This window comes from Candidatus Margulisiibacteriota bacterium (genome assembly GCA_018822365.1).
In the GTDB taxonomy this organism is placed as follows: domain Bacteria; phylum Margulisbacteria; class WOR-1; order O2-12-FULL-45-9; family XYB2-FULL-48-7; genus XYB2-FULL-45-9.
The window spans coordinates 26,518-43,102 of record JAHJKL010000064.1; the positions used below are offsets into that span (position 1 = coordinate 26,518).

At 49.6% G+C, this 16,585-nt stretch carries 22 protein-coding genes and 1 tRNA gene; 6 read left to right on the top strand and 17 right to left on the bottom strand.

The genetic code is table 11. The features are described 5' to 3' along the window. Positions 1 to 13: 13 nt before the first annotated feature. The 12 genes from KKF06_06085 to KKF06_06140 all read right to left on the bottom strand — a co-directional run bounded on the left by KKF06_06085 (position 14) and on the right by KKF06_06140 (position 8,406). Positions 14 to 466 (bottom strand): ferritin family protein, encoded by a 453-nt coding sequence (locus KKF06_06085; protein ID MBU1617319.1) that lies wholly within the window; start codon positions 464 to 466, stop codon positions 14 to 16. After that, entirely contained in the window at positions 467 to 1,042 is a 576-nt protein-coding gene (locus KKF06_06090; GenBank protein ID MBU1617320.1) for a rubrerythrin family protein, read from the bottom strand. A gap of 90 nt (positions 1,043 to 1,132) precedes the next feature. Continuing rightward, positions 1,133 to 1,669: a GerMN domain-containing protein gene (locus KKF06_06095; protein MBU1617321.1), complete on the bottom strand. Its 537-nt coding sequence runs from the start codon at positions 1,667 to 1,669 to the stop codon at positions 1,133 to 1,135. A gap of 69 nt (positions 1,670 to 1,738) precedes the next feature. Then, positions 1,739 to 2,302 carry a hypothetical protein gene (locus KKF06_06100; GenBank protein MBU1617322.1) on the bottom strand — a complete coding sequence of 188 codons (564 nt, stop codon included), beginning with the start codon at positions 2,300 to 2,302 and terminating at the stop codon, positions 1,739 to 1,741. A gap of 33 nt (positions 2,303 to 2,335) precedes the next feature. Further along, positions 2,336 to 2,842 carry a hypothetical protein gene (locus tag KKF06_06105; protein MBU1617323.1) on the bottom strand — a complete coding sequence of 169 codons (507 nt, stop codon included), beginning with the start codon at positions 2,840 to 2,842 and terminating at the stop codon, positions 2,336 to 2,338. Between the two features lie 67 nt (positions 2,843 to 2,909). Continuing rightward, a complete protein-coding gene (locus tag KKF06_06110) occupies positions 2,910 to 3,665 on the bottom strand; it encodes an undecaprenyl-diphosphate phosphatase (protein MBU1617324.1) in 756 nt (251 codons plus the stop codon). Continuing rightward, on the bottom strand, positions 3,662 to 4,540 hold the full coding sequence (gene secF / locus KKF06_06115) for a protein translocase subunit SecF (protein ID MBU1617325.1): 879 nt from the start codon (positions 4,538 to 4,540) through the stop codon (positions 3,662 to 3,664). The genes KKF06_06110 and secF overlap by 4 nt, the downstream gene beginning before the upstream one ends. Positions 4,541 to 4,547: 7 nt before the next feature. Further along, entirely contained in the window at positions 4,548 to 5,882 is a 1,335-nt protein-coding gene (gene secD, locus KKF06_06120) for a protein translocase subunit SecD (protein MBU1617326.1), read from the bottom strand. Between the two features lie 68 nt (positions 5,883 to 5,950). Continuing rightward, on the bottom strand, positions 5,951 to 6,706 hold the full coding sequence (locus KKF06_06125) for an MBL fold metallo-hydrolase (GenBank protein ID MBU1617327.1): 756 nt from the start codon (positions 6,704 to 6,706) through the stop codon (positions 5,951 to 5,953). 3 nt (positions 6,707 to 6,709) lie between these two features. After that, positions 6,710 to 7,672, bottom strand: a complete 963-nt coding sequence (locus tag KKF06_06130; protein MBU1617328.1) for a calcium/sodium antiporter — start codon at positions 7,670 to 7,672, stop codon at positions 6,710 to 6,712. A gap of 10 nt (positions 7,673 to 7,682) precedes the next feature. Then, a tRNA-Arg gene (locus KKF06_06135) sits at positions 7,683 to 7,756 on the bottom strand. Between the two features lie 11 nt (positions 7,757 to 7,767). Continuing rightward, positions 7,768 to 8,406, bottom strand: coding sequence for a C39 family peptidase (locus KKF06_06140; GenBank protein ID MBU1617329.1), 639 nt, complete (start codon positions 8,404 to 8,406; stop codon positions 7,768 to 7,770). Positions 8,407 to 8,491: 85 nt separating this feature from the next. Here KKF06_06140 and KKF06_06145 point away from each other — a divergent pair, with 85 nt between their 5' ends. After that, entirely contained in the window at positions 8,492 to 8,698 is a 207-nt protein-coding gene (locus KKF06_06145; GenBank protein MBU1617330.1) for a hypothetical protein, read from the top strand. On the opposite strand, the gene KKF06_06150 is transcribed toward KKF06_06145, so the two are convergent. The 4 genes from KKF06_06150 to KKF06_06165 all read right to left on the bottom strand — a co-directional run bounded on the left by KKF06_06150 (position 8,695) and on the right by KKF06_06165 (position 11,944). Next, positions 8,695 to 9,246, bottom strand: a complete 552-nt coding sequence (locus KKF06_06150) for a fumarylacetoacetate hydrolase family protein (GenBank protein ID MBU1617331.1) — start codon at positions 9,244 to 9,246, stop codon at positions 8,695 to 8,697. The two genes, KKF06_06145 and KKF06_06150, sit on opposite strands and share 4 nt — an antisense overlap. Before the next feature lie 63 nt (positions 9,247 to 9,309). Further along, a complete protein-coding gene (locus KKF06_06155) occupies positions 9,310 to 9,960 on the bottom strand; it encodes a hypothetical protein (GenBank protein ID MBU1617332.1) in 651 nt (216 codons plus the stop codon). 73 nt (positions 9,961 to 10,033) lie between these two features. Next, entirely contained in the window at positions 10,034 to 10,900 is an 867-nt protein-coding gene (gene mutM, locus KKF06_06160) for a bifunctional DNA-formamidopyrimidine glycosylase/DNA-(apurinic or apyrimidinic site) lyase (protein ID MBU1617333.1), read from the bottom strand. A gap of 3 nt (positions 10,901 to 10,903) precedes the next feature. Beyond that, the gene (locus KKF06_06165) at positions 10,904 to 11,944 is read right to left on the bottom strand and encodes an AI-2E family transporter (GenBank protein ID MBU1617334.1); all 1,041 of its coding nucleotides are present in this window, start codon (positions 11,942 to 11,944) and stop codon (positions 10,904 to 10,906) included. A 41-nt stretch (positions 11,945 to 11,985) separates the two neighbouring features. Here KKF06_06165 and KKF06_06170 point away from each other — a divergent pair, with 41 nt between their 5' ends. Beyond that, a complete protein-coding gene (locus KKF06_06170) occupies positions 11,986 to 13,320 on the top strand; it encodes a TrkH family potassium uptake protein (GenBank protein MBU1617335.1) in 1,335 nt (444 codons plus the stop codon). A gap of 18 nt (positions 13,321 to 13,338) precedes the next feature. Continuing rightward, positions 13,339 to 14,007 carry a TrkA family potassium uptake protein gene (locus KKF06_06175; GenBank protein ID MBU1617336.1) on the top strand — a complete coding sequence of 223 codons (669 nt, stop codon included), beginning with the start codon at positions 13,339 to 13,341 and terminating at the stop codon, positions 14,005 to 14,007. 35 nt (positions 14,008 to 14,042) lie between these two features. Here KKF06_06175 and KKF06_06180 read toward each other — a convergent pair whose 3' ends face one another. Then, complete coding sequence (locus KKF06_06180; protein ID MBU1617337.1) at positions 14,043 to 14,543, bottom strand: divalent-cation tolerance protein CutA; 501 nt, start codon at positions 14,541 to 14,543, stop codon at positions 14,043 to 14,045. On the opposite strand from KKF06_06180, the gene KKF06_06185 reads away from it, so the two are divergent. From KKF06_06185 to KKF06_06195, 3 genes are all read left to right on the top strand, one after another. Next, the gene (locus KKF06_06185; GenBank protein ID MBU1617338.1) at positions 14,436 to 15,020 is read left to right on the top strand and encodes an MBL fold metallo-hydrolase; all 585 of its coding nucleotides are present in this window, start codon (positions 14,436 to 14,438) and stop codon (positions 15,018 to 15,020) included. The two genes, KKF06_06180 and KKF06_06185, sit on opposite strands and share 108 nt — an antisense overlap. Then, positions 15,017 to 15,661 (top strand): HAD-IA family hydrolase, encoded by a 645-nt coding sequence (locus KKF06_06190; GenBank protein MBU1617339.1) that lies wholly within the window; start codon positions 15,017 to 15,019, stop codon positions 15,659 to 15,661. The genes KKF06_06185 and KKF06_06190 overlap by 4 nt, the downstream gene beginning before the upstream one ends. 46 nt (positions 15,662 to 15,707) lie before the next feature. Beyond that, a partial coding sequence (locus KKF06_06195) for a hypothetical protein (protein ID MBU1617340.1) occupies positions 15,708 to 16,585 on the top strand: 878 nt, incomplete at its 3' end.

A 16,585-nucleotide genomic window follows, 5' to 3' on the forward strand; every position in this document is an offset into this window, starting at 1 on the left:
AACACTCTCCTTGTTACCGGGAAAGTATCCGACAAATGTGGGTTACGGTTTTAGCGTGCTGGCTCTCTTCCTGGGCCAGGTCAAGGAAGATCTTTTTGGTCTCTTCGTCAGTCGCCTTCTCCGCTGAGTTCACATAAAAAGCATGTGCCGCCTGCTCATCGGCCAGCGCGACCTGGCAGACTTCCAGGTCGCTCGCTTCTTTGTCCGGAATGTGCTCTTCGGTCAAGGCGGAAATGGCCGCTCCCACCCCTTCTATTTCGGCAGCGCCCGGTTCATGCCCGGCTAGTTTTTTGAATTTTTTAACCAGTTCCCGGCAATGCCTCTCTTCCTGGGCTTTGATCTTATTCAGGGCATCTTTTCCCTGTTGGTTGACCACTCTTTTGGCGGCCCGGGAATAATACTCGATCGCCTTTTTTTCGGCGTTTATGGCGATCAGCAAAGGCTTTAGGTTGTTTTCGGTTTCCATTTAGTAATTCTCCGCCAGCAGCTCATAGTACGCTTTGGGATGGGCGCAGGCGGGACAAACCTCCGGAGCTTCTTTCCCTTCGTGGACATAACCGCAGTTGCGGCAATGCCATTTGACCGGCTGGTCCTTTTTGAATACTTTTCCTTCCCTGATGTTCCTGAGCAGGGCGCGATACCGTTTTTCGTGCTGTTCCTCAACCTCGCTGATCTCTTTAAACACCCTGGCGATCTCATCAAAGCCTTCTTCCTTCGCGATCTTAGCCGCGTCAACATACAACTTGGTCCATTCCATCTTTTCCCCGTCCGCCGCTTCCTCCAGGTTCTTGGCGGTGTCGCCGATCACTCCGGCCGGGTAAGAGGCGGTAATCTCAACGTCCCCCCCCTCAAGAAACTTGAAAAACCGCTTGGCATGTTCTTTTTCATTTTCGGCGGTCTCCAAAAATATCGCCGCGATCTGCTGGTAGTTATCTTTGACCGCCTGGGAGGCGAAATAAGTGTAGCGATTCCTCGCCTGTGATTCACCGGCAAATGAAGCCAGCAAGTTCTTTTCGGTCTTGGTCCCTTTTAAACTTTTCATAATAATACTCTCCTTTTCTATATAATATGCATTTTACTATAATTCCCTGGGATTTGAAAGCGCGCCGGCTGCTCTAGGCAGTCTAGGCGATCAAGGTTGGAACAACGAGTCGGGGAGGAACCTGACCGTCTTTACTCCCGGAAACTGCCTGGCGGTCTTTTCGATCTGTTCCGCCAGCAACTCAACCCGGGTCGCCCCGCCGGTCGTAAAGCCGGGAACATCGGTAAATTCCAGGGTTAAAACCCCTTTTTCCAGATCGGCCCTCACCAGGTTAAACCCGGCATGAGGGAACTCGGTCGTATAACCGGCCGCCTTTTCTTCGCTGGTCAAATCCCCTTTGATCAGCAGGCGGACCGCCGCTTGCAGCGGCCCATTGGTCTCCTGAATGATCCTCTCGACCGGCAGAATTGCGTCCGAATTTTCATTGTAATAATATAGTTTGATCGCGATCCCGGAAGTTTGGTCGACCGAAACAGGCCTGGTAATAAGGGTCTGCCTTGTGGTCAGCTCCCCCACCAGCCAAAAACTGAGTAAAACGATCAAAATAAAAAGTAAAAAAGCCGCCCCCCACCATACTTTACGCCAATCAAAACGGATAGCTCTTTTTTTAACTTTTTTCTTTCTCACAAGCGGGTTGATTATACCTGAAGAAAAACCGAGAGGCAATTAGTTATTTTTTCCAGAAAAACAAAGGCTTTAACGGCGGTTAGCCCGAAGAATGATCATCAGACACCAGATCAAACCGGCCGCCAGGCAAAGATCGGCCAAACCAAAAAGCAGTCCACCCAGGAAAGGGTTCCCCCAAAACAACCGGTCGTTAAAGCCTTCCATCGGAAAAACCGGGTCGGAACCAAAGAACACGATATAAGAGATCCCTTTGTAAAGCAACAGCGCGGCTGCGGCCAGTCCCCCGCCGGCATACAAATAAAACCCGCGACGGAGAGAGCCAACCTCCCGGTCAACCAGCTCTTTTCTGCAGGTCCGGACAAAAAAGGCAAGCATGGAAGGAATGATCCCCCCTAAAACAAACAACAGACCATACGCTGTTCTTAATAATAGAGGGGCCAGTTGCTGATAATCCAGAGGGGTCGCCCGGAGCGTCAGATCAACCAGCCATTCGGAGGCCAAACAAGACAACAAAACGGCCAGGATCGAAACGATCGAAACATTGATCAGCATCGCAACCAGGTCATCCGCGGTGGTCCGTCGGAAAATACTTTCTTGCTGAATGATGAAATTACTGCCTGAGCGGCGCTTCATATTGTGTAGAATAAATCATTGAAGGGAAGCTTGTCAAGAAAGAGAGTGGCAGGTCACAAACAATTCGGTGGCCACAACCTGGCGAGTAAATACTTTTGTCTCTCCAGGCAAATGAGGGATCAGAGAAATAAAAAGAGGAGAATGATCGGGAAGCATCTCGCCAAGCCTTTCTAAAAAAGCGATCTCCGCCCGGTAGTGCAGGGTCGTTTTAAGGTCTCCCCGGGAAGTAACGATCTTGCCTTTCCTGCCGATCGCCAAAATAATATTCAGTATCCGCCAAAGACCGACTTTTTGACGGTCAGCTGTCCCTCTGGCCCTCTGGACCAAACGCCTGGCCGCCGCTTCTCCGCTCATGGCAAGCGCCAGTCCGATCAGCTTTGGATTTGATGTCCTCATTAAATCGTCAAAATGGAGCCGGCCTGATCTGATGTAATAAACAATAGCCGTCAACTGACGGTCATGGCGCAAGGCATTATAGAGCGGGTTGGGCAGGGCTATTTCCCGATTGGTTATAAAACGTTTATTTATCTTTATTAACATGAACAATTCCCTCCGAACAATGCTTTGTCGCTATATTTAAAGATAAATTTCAGGCATTTAAAGATAATTAGCGGAGGAAAAACATGACCGCGATCCCGACCGCGAAACAATAATAGGCAAAGGCCCGGATCGAGGTTCGGCGGACCAACTCCATAAAGAACCTGATCGCCAGGAGGCCGGAAACAAAGGCGGCCAGAAAACCGATCAGCAAAGGACCAAATCCAATCCCGATCTCCCCCGCCTTGATAATCGCCTTTGACTGGAGAAGGCCGGCCCCCAATATCGCCGGGATCGCCAGCAGAAAGGAAAAGCGGGCGGCCGCTTCCCGCTCAAAATCACGGCCAAGCGAGGCGGAGATCGTCGTTCCGGAGCGGGAAATCCCGGGAAGGATCGCCACCCCCTGGGCTAAGCCGATAAAAACGGCGTCTCGCCAGGTCATACCGGAGAGTTTGCGCCGGCCGCGGCCAAACCATTCACCGAGCATAATGAAGATCCCGGTCGCCAGCAGGAAAAAGCCGACAGCCTGGACAGAGCTAAAAAGGCTCTCAAAAAAATCCTTACCGGCAAAACCGATCACCCCGGTAATCGCGGTCGCCAGGAGCAGCAGCCCCAACAGCCTCCAATTTTCCTTTTTCAGCAGGCTCCAGAGGTCATACCAAAAATAGATGATCAGCGCCAGAGCGGTCGCCAGGTGCAGAACGGTGTCAAAGGCGACATTCTCTCCTACTCCCAGCAAGGATTGAACGATCACCAAATGACCGGAAGACGAGACCGGCAGGAACTCCGTTATTCCCTGCAGGATGCCAAGCAGAAGATAGTTCATTTTTTGGATTCAGCTTGATGCCAGAGAGCCAGAAGCGGCGGGGCGACAAAGATCGAAGAGTAAGCGCCAAGCGAAAATCCGATCAACAGGGTCAGTGAAAATTCGCGCAGCGGCTCTCCGCCAAAGATCAAAAGACAAGCAACCATAAATAGGACGGTCAACACCGTATTGATCGAACGGGCCATTGTTTCCCAAATAGAAATATTGACCACTTCGCTGAACTTCTTCTTGGCCAGGTTTGGCTTTTTAAGGTTCTCGCGGATCCGGTCAAAAATGACGATCGTATCGTTGATCGAATACCCCATGATCGTCAGGATCGCCGCGACAAAAGTAACATCGACCGACCGCCATAACAGGGCGATAATACCGGTAGTGATGATCGCGTCATGGTATAAAGCGATCAGCGCCGCCATGGCGTATTTGAACTCAAAACGGAACGAGACGTAAATGATAATGCCGAGCGACGCCAGGATCAGGGCCCAGATCGCCTGTTTCCCCAGCTCCCGCCCGACCGTCGGGCCAATGACGTCGGCCTCCAATATCTCGGCCGGACTGATCTTGGAATTTAAATCGGCCAGAATATTGGCACGGACATCGTTATCAAGCGGCTTGGTCCGGATCAGGATGTCGTTGCCGCCGGATTTCTGAATGACGCTTTCACCCAGGCCGTAACCGTCTAAAACCTGGCGGACAGCTCCAACCGAAACAGTTTTGGCAAAACGGAGGCTCAGCATCGTCCCGCCGGTAAAATCGATCCCGAAGTTAAGCGGTTTGGCATGGACCATAAAATTAAAAAGCATCGCGGCCAGAGCCAGGACAACCAACGCACCGGAAATGGTCAGCCACAAACGCGATTTTTTTATTATATCGAACATATCTTCCTCATTTATAAAGCAGTTTAGAATTTGGATCGGTCACGATCCTGGCATCAACCATCAAATTAAGCATCATGCGGGTCAGGGTCAGAGCGGTCAGCATTGAAACCAAAATACCGATCGTCAGGGTAACGGCAAAGCCGCGGATCGTCCCTGTCCCGACAAAAAAGAGGGTGACCGCGCCGATGATCGTGGTAACGTTTGAGTCAATGATGGCGGTATACGCGCGGTCAAACGCGGCGGCAAAAGAGGCTTTAATCGTTTTACCAAGCCGGAGCTCTTCTTTCAACCGTTCAAAAATGATCACGTTCGCGTCAACCGCCATACCTATGGAAAGGAGAAAACCGGCGATACCCGGCAGAGTCAGCGTCGTATGGAAAATAGCCAGGATCGATAAGGTCAAGGGAATATATATCCCCAATGAAATGATCGAAATAAAACCGGGAAGCCGGTAATAAATGATCATAAAAATAATTATGAAAGCAAATCCGATGATCCCGGCGATCTTGCTCCGATCGATCGAATCTCTCCCCAAAGAAGGGCCAACGATCCTGGTCTCCACCATATTCACCGGGATTGGCAGCGATCCGGCCTTGAGCTTGATCACCATATCACGGACGTCTTCGGCTTTAAAACTTCCGGAGATCTGGGCCCGGCCGGAAGGGATCGGTTCGCGGACATTCGGCGCGGAAATTATCCGTTTGTCCAAAATGATCGCCAGCGGTTTGTTGACCGATCGGCCGGTCACTTCGGCAAAGAGCTGCGCTCCTTTATCATTAAATTCAATGTCGACCACCGGGTTGCCGTACTGGTCAAAGCTAGGATAAGCCCCCTTGAGGTCTGCCCCGGTCAGGACGGTCTTTTTCAAGACGATCGGCCGCTCGCTCTCCACCCTGCCGTCGCGCATATCTTTGACCGAATCGATCCTGGCTTCGGCCCCGTAAAACTCCCTGACCTTTTCGGGCGAAGCGCCGCGGGCATCCCCGGGAAGCCATTCCGCCTCGACAAATTCCAGCAGAGCGGTGTCGCCGATCAGGGCGATCGCCCTTTCGGGGTCCTTGATCCCCGGGAGCTCGACAATGACCTGGTTCTGCCCTTTGCGCTGGATGGTCGGCTCGGAGACCCCAAGCCCATCGATCCTGTTGCGAATGACCGCTACAACTCCGGACATTGAGTCGTCGTTAACTTTGACCTTGTCGGTATCCTCACCTTCATAAACAAGACGGGTCCCGCCTTGCAGGTCAAGGCCAAGATTGATCGGAAATCTTATTAAAACGTAAACGGCAGCGACGATAATTCCCAGGATCAACAAAATTCGCAATTGGTTGATATTTTTGGACATCGGTTGTAAATATATCATAAAAAAGTAATGACAAGCAAGCATTTTTAACCGCGGACTTAAGTCCGCGGTTAAAGCTCAAACTTCATCCCATCTTCCGCGGCGATCACTTTGGCATTCAGCTCCCGGCTCAGCTGTTCCGCGACCAGCCACGGCTTGGCCCCGACCATCCACATCCCAAAATGGGTCATGATCGTTATTTTCGGCTTGATCCCGCGGACCAGCTTTTTCAGGTCTTCAACACAAAGGTGCTCCAGATGCGACGGTTCGGGCCGCAAAACGCCAACGACTAATACATCGGCTTTATAGGCCCTGATCAGTCCGGGAAAATATTTGGTATCGGAAATATATGAAAGTGTTACCTTTTCCCCTCTAAATTTAAAGCCATATGTCTCGGTGTTATGATGAATATGTTTGATCGGGGTCGTAAATGACAAACTGCCAACCTTATACTTTTGCTTCTCTTTGAGGATCTCAAGCCGTTCCGGATACTTGCGAACATATTTCAGAATGACCGGGTCGTTCCGGTATGCTTCCGCCGGAGCGAAAACCACCCCCCGCTTTTTAAAAGTCCCGGCGGTCATCGCCTCGATCATCGCGTTAACGTCACCGGAATGGTCAAGATGCTTATGAGAAATGAGGATTCCATCCAAAGTGGTCGGATCAAGTTTAGGCCGGGAAGCCAGGGCTTTAACTAAAGCTCCCGGTCCCGGATCGATCGATAAGTTCGTCCCGTCAAGCGAGAGCCAGATGCCGCCGGAAGCGCGCAACTGCCTGGAAACCACCACTCGAGCCCCGGCAGTCCCAAGAAATTTGATAAAGTCCAATTTTTATCCCCTTTGGATCAAGTAAAGGATATAAATAACGTAAAAAAGAATGAAAGCCCCTCCCTGCCAGCGCTGGAGCATATGTTTTTTGCCGACAAACATCGCCGCAAACAAGATCAAGGTAACGGCTAAACAAAATAAAATATCAATGTAGGCGGCATCCCCTATCGGAATTGGTTTTATAACGCAAGTAACGCCCAGTATGTAAAATATGTTAAATATATTCGACCCAACAACGTTGCCGATAGCGATGTCCGACTCGCCTTTTAGCGCGGCAATCAGCGAGGTCGCCATTTCCGGAAGCGATGTTCCCACCGCCACGATAGTCAATCCGATCAAAATCTCCGACAATCCGGCTAATTTGGCCAGAATAACCGCCTGGCTGACCAGCAATTGGCCGCCAAAAAATAAAAACAATAATCCTCCCAAAATCAACAAAAAAGCAATGGGAGTGGAATATGTTTTGATCTCTTCCCCTGGTTCTTCAACATTTTTCCTGCGAAACATGTCAAAAGCATAATACATAAAAGCCGCGAAGAAACCGAGCAGAACCAAGCCATCGATCCTGGTCAAAACATTCTCCCGGTTCAGGTCAAATAATTTGTCGCTTGCCAGGACAAAAAGAGCGACTACCGCTAAGATCGCGAACGGGATCTCTTTCCAGGTGGTATTCCTGCTGACCTTCAGGTCAACAATTAGAGCGGAAATCCCCAAAATCAAGAGAATGTTGGCGATATTACTGCCGATAATATTCCCCACCGCGATATCCGTGGTCCCTTTAAACGCGGATATAAGGTTAACGATCAGTTCGGGGGCGGAGGTCCCAAAGGCAACAATGGTCAAACCAATGACGATCGGCTGGATCCCCGCTCTTTTGGAAACAGACGAAGCCCCCCTGACCAATATTTCCGCCCCGCTGACCAGTATAATCAACCCAATAATTAGCAGAAAAATAGTTAAAAGCATATTTAAGAAATGGGCCCGGCGAGATTCGAACTCGCAACCTTCGCCTTCGGAGGGCGACACGCTATCCAGTTACGCCACGGGCCCTATCAGATCAATTACAATTTTACCACAATTATTGCTTTCGTACCCAGGCCAATGTTTTTCTTCTCTCCCGTCCAGTCGTGGATCGCTTGAAAGAGGGACTTATATTTATAAGTATAATTAGCTCCCCGGCGGGTCCCCGGATCATTAGTAATAAATACCCCTGTGGCTTCATCGTACCCTTTGATCAATATATAATGATAGTAAGGACCCGGGGGGGTAAAATACGGGTTGCCCAGTTCCCGGCCGGCCATAGGAGCAATGACCAGGCTCCCTTCGGCCAACGCCGCTTTTATCTCTTTTTCTGAAACCACCTGCAAGACCTCAACCAGATCATATTTATAATAATCTCGGATCAACCTAGCGGACTCCTCTGCGGTCAGGTCATAATGCCCGCCCCAATTTTTTATCTGCCAATCAACCAAAGCCAAGATCTTCTTTTTTCCTATGCCCCTAGTCAGCTTCTCTCCCTTTACCCACCCCATTGCCATAACGATCGCCGCTTCTTCGCACGCGTCCTGCCACGGCTGGCGCCAGTCGCCAAAAGGGGCCTGGCATAAAAATGGGACCTGATGATCAATTTTAATGACCGCCCCAACCGCGCTAACAAATATCACCCAGATCGTCACGAATACAATAAATGGCCTTTTCATGCTAAAAATATAATGACATTCTATCCCAGAAAATGCAAGTTTTACCCCGATCGGTACGAATAATATGTGTAGGGGGGAACAATAAATGACATCAATCGCCACGATCCGTTATGATTCGTCCTATCATTTGCACATAATTAAACCGCAGGACCAGGATGATAGCGGCATAAAAACCCAAGAACTAGCCAGTCAGCATCGAACCACAGTTACTGAACTGGAAAGATTAAACCCAGCATTGGCCCAGCTAAAAGAAGGAGATCTGTTGGTCACTCCTATTCTTAGGGGCGTTTAAGCCGCCACGACCCGATTTTTCAGGCGCCCGATCTTCTCTATCTCTACCTCCACCACATCCCCAACCCGCATCGGACCGATCCCGGGGGGGGTTCCGGTCAAAATAATATCGTTTTGCTCCAGGGTCATCACGCTGGAAATAAAAGAAACCAGCTCTTCTACTTTAAAGACCATGTTGCCGGTATTGGATGACTGCTTGAGTTCGCCATTAAGATAGCATTTGATCGCTAGATTATTGGGATCGATACCAGAAACGACCTTCGGACCGACCGGACAAAAAGTATCAAACGATTTGGCCCTGGCCCACTGGCCATCCTGCAGTTGCAGGTCCCGCGCGCTCACATCATTGGAGCAGGTAAAGCCGGCAATATGCTGAAGCGCTTCTTTGCTGGAAATATTTTTGGTCCGATCCCTGATGACGATCGCCAGCTCCGCTTCATAGTGGAGTTCCTTGGTCTGGGAAGGATAGACGATCTCTCCTCCGTCGCCGATCAAAGCGGAAGGAGCCTTAAAAAAGAGGAGCGGCACTTTAGGCCGCTCCATCTTCATCTCATTTATATGCTCAATATAATTTAAGCCGACCGCAACGATCTTTGACGGCTTAAGCAAAATTTAAAAGAACGCCAACCGGACACCGGCCGCCAAAATATAGCCATCCAGCGGCAATTCAACATTGTTGGTGTCTTTAATACTGGTCCGCTGGTATCCGACCTCGGCATAGCCGCCGGTGTTCGGGCCAAAAGCCAGTTCGACCCCTACTCCGGCATTACCACCCAACCCCGCAAAGCTTGAGGGATTGGTCGCCAAAGGCGTTCCATCTGAAACCTTGTTCCCGGTATAGTAATCGATCTCGGCACTGATATAAAGGTTAAAGAATCCGTGAGAGCTGCCGTATTCGCCCCAATACATAGTGTAGATCCTTGCTCCATAGCCAAATTTGACCAAAGTATAGGTCGCGTCAACGCTGCTGCCAAGCTGCAGTTTTTTATTCAAGATGAGGCCAAAACGTGGTCCGGTATCTAGGTTCTCGTTCAGCTTCGCGTCAAATTCAAGCCCCAGATCAAATGTTGAGTCTTTGCTGACATTAACGTTATCTGTTGGAGAAAGCAGGCAACCCCTGATCCCCAAACGATAGGTTTTCCTCTGCGCCAGGTTATAAAGGTCCTTGGCGGCGATCGTCGCGGTTCCTTCGATCGCCAATATTTCTCCGGCGAAGAGCAAAGACAAACCAACCACCATCAAACTAACGATCACTTTTTTCATGAACTATTACCTCCCGGCAAATATTGAGACTGGAGAAATTATATCGTTGATAATCCCCCTGTCAAGCCATTAACTACTTTTGGCAGCTCGGACAATATGACGAGGTCCGCCCTCCGATCTTTTGCCGCCTGATCTCTCCCCCGCACCTCAGGCATTTCTGCCCATACCGCTGGTAGACCTTGAGCTTTTTGGTATACCCCCCGGCCTCTCCATGGGCATTAACATAGTTGCTGAAAGTCGTCCCCTGAACGGCAATGGCGGCGGCCAGTATCTTTTTTATCCCTTGAAAGACCTTTTTGATATCGGCCGGGCTAAGGCTTTTGGCCGGTCGGTCAGGCCTGAGTCCCGCGAAATAACACACCTCATCGGCATAAATGTTGCCGACCCCCACCACATTTCTCGCGTCCATAATGAACTGCTTGATCCGGCTGTTGGGCCGGCGGCGCAGGCCTTGGGTAAATCGTTCAAGGGTGAATTCAGCGGCCAGAGGCTCGGGTCCCAGCTCCATTTTGGCAAAAAGGGTGGCAAGCTCTGCCTGTTCATATAACCGGAGCCAGCCAAATTTGCGGATATCATTATAGTAAAGCCTGCTCTGGTCCGAAAAAGTAAACGTCGCGTGGGTAAATTTATTCGGCAGGGTTTCGCAGCTTTTATCAATAGTATGTCCACCGATCAAGCATTTACGCTTATCGCGAAAAACCAGCTGGCCGGTCATTTTCAAATGGATCAAAAATCTCCATCTTCCGGTCAGTTCGATAACGATCATCTTGGCCCGACGTTTGACGTCCGCGATCTTCAATCCTTTGATAGCCGTTTGATACTTTTTTAGCGGGAAGTTGATCATTTTCGGGGTATCGCAGTCAAAAGAAGCGATCTTTTTGCCAATTATCGCTTTGGCCAGCCCTCTTCTGACCGTCTCAACTTCGGGAAGTTCAGGCATTTACTACAACGCTTCCTTGAATATCTCAATAACCACATCAAAAATAGTAAGAATCAGGGGGCCAATGATGATCCCGGCAACGCCAAATAACTGGATCCCGCCGATAATGCCAAAGAGGACGATCAGCGGATGGACGTTGGAATTGTCGCCAACGATCTTTGGTTTCAAAATATTATCGATCAAACTGATCACAAAGACCCCGTACAACAGCAAAAGGATCGCCGGCAAATAGTTGCCGGTCATCGCCCCGACCAGAAAAAGATAGATATCGATCGGCCCCCAGACCAGGGCGGCGCCAAAAAGCGGGATCATGGAAATTATCGCCGTTAAACTTCCCCAGAGGATCGGACTGGGGACCCCGAGGATAAAAAAGCCCAGCCAGGCCAGAAAACCCTGGATAATGCCGACAAAGACCTGTCCGATGATCACCCCTCTGCTCAAGCTGTCAAACCGGTCAATGATCTCTTTGTAGCGTTTTTCCGAGATCGGGAAAAGGTCGGCAAAAAACTTGTAAAGGTCGGTCCCATGGACCAGGAAATAATAGATCGAAAAAATGGTAATAAAGATGTGGAGCAATATGTTGGGAATAACTTTCAGGATATCCTGCAGCACGCCAAAAAGCTGTCCGACAATATCAGCCGCTCCGCTTTTCAAATGCGGCAGTATCTGCCCTATCTGGGTAAAGACCGGCGGCAAATTTTCCAGCTGGAATTGGGGGGCCGAAATGACCGTTTGAATAAAGCGATAGACGCTCTTGACCTCGCTGGAAAGCAATACGCCGATAAAGATCGACGGAATAAGGACCACCGATAAAATTATCAAACAGGTCAGAAGGGACGCCGCCTTTTTTCCAAACGGCATAAAGCCAAGCGATCTGGCCAAGAACCTATATAACGGATAAAAAATAAAAGCGAGCGCGGCGGCCGACATCAGCGAGACCAGAAAAGGACGAACGATCAAAAACGACAGGATCAGGACAATAACGACCAGTGAGATCGCCGCGGTCCGGCGATAGCTTTCGATCCTTTCTTTTTCTCTGCTCATGCCGGTTATTATATATCATTATTATTTGACTTGCCAACTGAATTGTACTAAGATTTCTGCTCGTGTTAAGAATACGCGCCAGCGCGCTGATCGCCGTCAGTTTTCTTTCCGTAATCCTGGTCGGGGGGGTACTGTTATCCCTGCCGATCGCTTCGGCGCAAAACACCCCGACCAGTTTCCTGGACGCCTATTTTACCGCCAACTCCGCGACCTGTGTTACCGGACTGACCACCCTCGACACCGGCACGCATTTCTCCCTTTTTGGCTTGCTGGTCATTTTGGCCCTGATCCAGATCGGCGGTCTGGGCTACATGACCTTTTCCACCTTCATGGTCCTGGTCTTTCGGCAGAAACTTTTTATCTCCCAAAAGCTGGCGGTCCAGGAAGCGCTTAATGTTTATTCGACCAAAGATGTTATTTCCGTTCTTAAAAAGGTCTTCGGCATTGTTTTTATCCTGGAAGGGATCGGCACCCTGATCCTTTTTTTCCGGTGGTTGCCCGAAATGGGGATCGATCGGGCTTTGCTGTACGCGGTATTCCATTCTATTTCGGCTTTTAATAACGCCGGCTTTTCTTTGGTCGGCAACTATGCCAACCTGCTCCCCTACGCTACTGACTGGGTCGTTAATTTTACCATCACCTCCCTGATCATTATTGGCGGGATCGGTTTTATCGTTATTGCCGATATCATTGAAAGGCGGCGGCTGGCTCTCCATTCCAAGGTTGTTTTGTTGGTCAGCTTTTTATTGATCGCACTGGGGACGATCCTGATCCTGGCCCTTGAATATAACAACCCGAACACCCTTGGCCCGCTTACCCTCCCGCATAAAATGCTTGCTTCTTACTTCCAGGCGGTCACCCCCAGGACCGCGGGATTCAACACTTTAGATATCGGCCAATTGACCCAGCCAACACTGCTATTCATCATGTTCCTGATGTTCATTGGGGCCAGCCCGGGAGGAACGGGCGGCGGCATCAAGACGACCACCTTTGCCGTGATCATTGGCACCATCGGCGCGACCCTGAAAGGACTGCGCAACACGATCATGTTCAACCGGCGCGTCCCGGTAGAGACTGTCCGCCGGGCGATCACCATAACTTTTCTTGCCCTGACGGTCGTCGGCTTTGCTATTTTTATTCTTGATAATATTGAATCGTTTGGCTTAATGCCGGTCGCTTTTGAGGTTTTTTCCGCTTTTGGCACGGTCGGCCTGTCGATGGGGATCACCCCCAGCCTTTCCCCTTTGGGTAAAATGATCGTTATGCTGGTCATGTTCATCGGCCGGGTCGGGCCATTGACCATGTTGATCGGCTTAACATTAAATCAAAAGGAGAATAAAATTGAACCGCCAAAAGAAGGATTATCTATCGGATAAAATCGGGAGGGAACCATTATGAAAAAAAGACAATTTGCGGTTCTAGGGTTGGGTCGTTTTGGGAGTAAGGTAGCCAGGGAGCTTTTTTACAAAGGACAGGAAGTTATTGCCATTGATAAAGACGAGGTCAAGATCCAAAATATTAAAGATGAGGTAACCCACGCTTACGTCGGCGATATAACCGACGAAGGGGCGCTCAAAGAAGCAGGGGTCGCCGATTGCGACACGGTGGTCGTGGCGGAGAGCACCCACATGGAAAGCAACATTATCGCCACCCAGATCTGCAAAAGCCTGAAGATCCCTCAGGTGATCTGCAAAGCGAACAACACGATCCACGGGCAGATCCTGCAAAAACTTGGCGCCGACCAGATCATTTTCCCGGAACAAGACACCGCCATTAAACTGATCAATGTATTAACCAGCCAAGGGGTATTAGATTATTTTGATCTTGGTGAAAAGGTTAAAATAGTCGGGACCAAAGCGCTCCCCCAGTGGGCGGGCAAAGGGCTGTCAGAACTTGACCTGCGGAACAAATACGCGATCACCGTGCTGGCGATCCGCCGGGGAAAAGAAAGCCTTCTTATCCCCTCCTGGAGTACCCCGATCCAAAAAGAGGATGTCCTGATCCTGTTTGGCGAAGAAGAGTCGCTCAAGAAGCTCGACATGGACATTTCGCATAAGACATAGTGTATGACAAGGGCCTGTCATTTGCCTCCCCGCGACTAAACGTCGCGGTTAGAAGGAACCTCATTATCTATCCACTTTAGAAAATCCGGGTTCCCTTCGTTAATCGGCAAACTGACAATACATGGTGTTTTGTAACTATGCAGACTTTTGACCATTTCGATCAAAGCCGTTACTACCGGCTCATTAGTTTTAGCGATCAGCAGGGCTTCCGCGTTATTCCTGATTTTTCCTTCCCACCAGTAAATTGAATCGATCTTTTCAATAATATTGACCCCGGCTGCTAAACGGCTTTTGACCAGTTGCAGTCCAATCTCTTTCGCTTCGTCTTTATCCTTGGTCGTAATATAAACCAGATAATGTTTATTAATAACCCTCACCCCCAACACCTCTCCCAGAGGGAGAGAGAAAAAATCTGCTATAATTAAACCATGAATTTCGAGGTTCTTAAAGTCGGGCCGATCGCTACCAACTGTTATATTGCCTGGGATGAGCCAACCAAAGAAGCCATGGTCATTGATCCGGGCGGCCAGGTCCATCAGATCATGCGGGTCGTTAAAGAGAATGGCTTAACGGTCAAAATGATCATTAATACTCATGGACATTTCGACCATGTCAGCCGGAACGGGACCCTGAAAAAAGAGACCGGAGCCAAATTATTGCGCCACGATCTCGATTCGCCAATGGCGGAGCTGACCGACCCCACCCCGGCCGACGAACCACTCCGGGATGGAGAGCTCATCATTTTGGGCCAGACCACCCAATTGACAGTCATTCACACACCGGGCCACAGCCCGGGAGGGGTCTGCTTATATAATGAAAAAGAGAAAGTCCTCTTTAGCGGTGACACCCTTTTTCAGGGAACTTACGGCCGGGTCGACCTCCCTAACTCCTCCGAATCGGCAATGGCCAACTCACTGGAAAAGCTTTTCAATCTCCCTCCGGAGACCGCCGTTTACCCCGGCCACGGCCAACCTACCACCATCGGAGAAGCAAAGGAGGAGATCACACTGTGAAACTGCCGATCGACCTCCTCCTTTTTGATTTTGACGGGACTCTGACCAACTCTCTTCCAACTGCGGTTAAAGCGATCCAATTGATGCTCAAAGAGCTAAACCTTCCTGATAAAACCATTGAAGAGATCAACCCTCATATTGGCTTTGGGGAAACCGCCCTGGTTTCCGGCTCGATCGGCAGCCGCGATCCGGCCCTGGTTGAAAAAGCCAAGGAATCGTACTTCCGCCACGCCAGGGAATTGGCCGAAGAGATCTCCCTCTACCCTCACATCCGGGATGTCCTGGAATTTTTTAAGGACAAAAAGATGATAATTGTTTCCAATAAACGGGATATGTTGATCCACCATATCCTCCGCCTTCAAAACCTGGCCCATTACTTCAGTTCGGTCCTGGGGGGAGACAGTGCTTCCTGCCTAAAACCCGACCCCTGCGCTATTCTTGAAAAACTTGGCAAATACCAGGTCGAAAAGTCAAAAGCGATACTGGTCGGCGACATGACCATTGACGTGGAAACCGGGAAGAACGCGGGGATCCACACCTGCGCGGTAACCTACGGTTTTGATAACAAAGCCAAACTGGTGGCGGCTAAACCCGACCTGCTAATCGACGACCTGTTGGAGCTGAAAGAGCTTATCTTTTAATACGAAAATAATTGCTTTTTTTGATTGAATGATATAATTAAGTTGGATGTTTTACTGGTTAGTTCTATTTATTTCCATTCTAACCCTGGTTCTTTATAATTGGGTTTACCCTTTCACAATACTTTTTCACTACATCCTCGGCCCGTTCGCTTACGGGGTCAGTCGTTTCAAGCTAACCTTTATGTTATTATTTTACGCTGTTTCCTCGGTTATTATGCTGTTACCCGAAAGGCCGCTCTTCGTCGGGGCTCGAATATTTCTTCCAGCGGCTTTTTTTCTTTCGACCGGTCTGGGATTACTGGCCGGACTGGCCAGCTATCTCTCCCTCGCGCAAAGACTTGCTCTGCCGCTGGGAAAATATTCTTATCATTTCAAGGACGGCCTGCTCTCGGCCAATTATCTTTTTCACATCCATACCAGCAAGTTGCCTCTCTATTATTTCTGCCGCCTGACCGGACTTGAGCGCCTGGTCAGGGGCAATTTCGACAACGGTTCGGTTTTCGCTGAACAGGTCGCCCCATGGCTAGTCATGGTCATCGGGTTCTCCGCTCTGACTGCCTTAATCGTCGCGCTGTTGCTTTTAAAACCAACTATCATGAAATGGCCAAAAAATAACCGACCGCTTATCTTGATAATTTTCATCTTTGCCGCCGCCCATACCATTAAAACAATCATCGATGGCGGCATTTTCTCCTATGACCTCTGGCCTTCTTTGATCATCCTCCATCTGCTCCTTGTTTCCAGCGACCCACTGGTTTTAGGTGAGAGCTTTCGGCGCTGGCGCGCCGGCTATTTTGCTCTTTTGGCGGGCTATCTGCTGGTAGTTTCATATTATTCATTCAATGAAGCATTTTTACAAATTCCAATCGGGGTAACCTTTATAATTTCGGTTTTTACTTTACTATTTTCCCCGCTATTTAACCC

Bases quoted from the DNA above. Each gene is read 5' to 3' on its own strand.
- KKF06_06085 (MBU1617319.1), bottom strand. From the start codon at position 466: ATGGAAACCGAAAACAACCTAAAGCCTTTGCTGATCGCCATAAACGCC.
- KKF06_06090 (MBU1617320.1), bottom strand. From the start codon at position 1,042: ATGAAAAGTTTAAAAGGGACCAAGACCGAAAAGAACTTGCTGGCTTCA.
- KKF06_06100 (MBU1617322.1), bottom strand. From the start codon at position 2,302: ATGAAGCGCCGCTCAGGCAGTAATTTCATCATTCAGCAAGAAAGTATT.
- KKF06_06105 (MBU1617323.1), bottom strand. From the start codon at position 2,842: ATGTTAATAAAGATAAATAAACGTTTTATAACCAATCGGGAAATAGCC.
- KKF06_06110 (MBU1617324.1), bottom strand. From the start codon at position 3,665: ATGAACTATCTTCTGCTTGGCATCCTGCAGGGAATAACGGAGTTCCTG.
- secF (MBU1617325.1), bottom strand. From the start codon at position 4,540: ATGTTCGATATAATAAAAAAATCGCGTTTGTGGCTGACCATTTCCGGT.
- secD (MBU1617326.1), bottom strand. From the start codon at position 5,882: ATGTCCAAAAATATCAACCAATTGCGAATTTTGTTGATCCTGGGAATT.
- KKF06_06130 (MBU1617328.1), bottom strand. From the start codon at position 7,672: ATGCTTTTAACTATTTTTCTGCTAATTATTGGGTTGATTATACTGGTC.
- KKF06_06140 (MBU1617329.1), bottom strand. From the start codon at position 8,406: ATGAAAAGGCCATTTATTGTATTCGTGACGATCTGGGTGATATTTGTT.
- KKF06_06145 (MBU1617330.1), top strand. From the start codon at position 8,492: ATGACATCAATCGCCACGATCCGTTATGATTCGTCCTATCATTTGCAC.
- KKF06_06150 (MBU1617331.1), bottom strand. From the start codon at position 9,246: ATGAAGATGGAGCGGCCTAAAGTGCCGCTCCTCTTTTTTAAGGCTCCT.
- KKF06_06155 (MBU1617332.1), bottom strand. From the start codon at position 9,960: ATGAAAAAAGTGATCGTTAGTTTGATGGTGGTTGGTTTGTCTTTGCTC.
- mutM (MBU1617333.1), bottom strand. From the start codon at position 10,900: ATGCCTGAACTTCCCGAAGTTGAGACGGTCAGAAGAGGGCTGGCCAAA.
- KKF06_06165 (MBU1617334.1), bottom strand. From the start codon at position 11,944: ATGAGCAGAGAAAAAGAAAGGATCGAAAGCTATCGCCGGACCGCGGCG.
- KKF06_06175 (MBU1617336.1), top strand. From the start codon at position 13,339: ATGAAAAAAAGACAATTTGCGGTTCTAGGGTTGGGTCGTTTTGGGAGT.
- KKF06_06185 (MBU1617338.1), top strand. From the start codon at position 14,436: ATGAATTTCGAGGTTCTTAAAGTCGGGCCGATCGCTACCAACTGTTAT.
- KKF06_06180 (MBU1617337.1), bottom strand. From the start codon at position 14,543: ATGGACCTGGCCGCCCGGATCAATGACCATGGCTTCTTTGGTTGGCTC.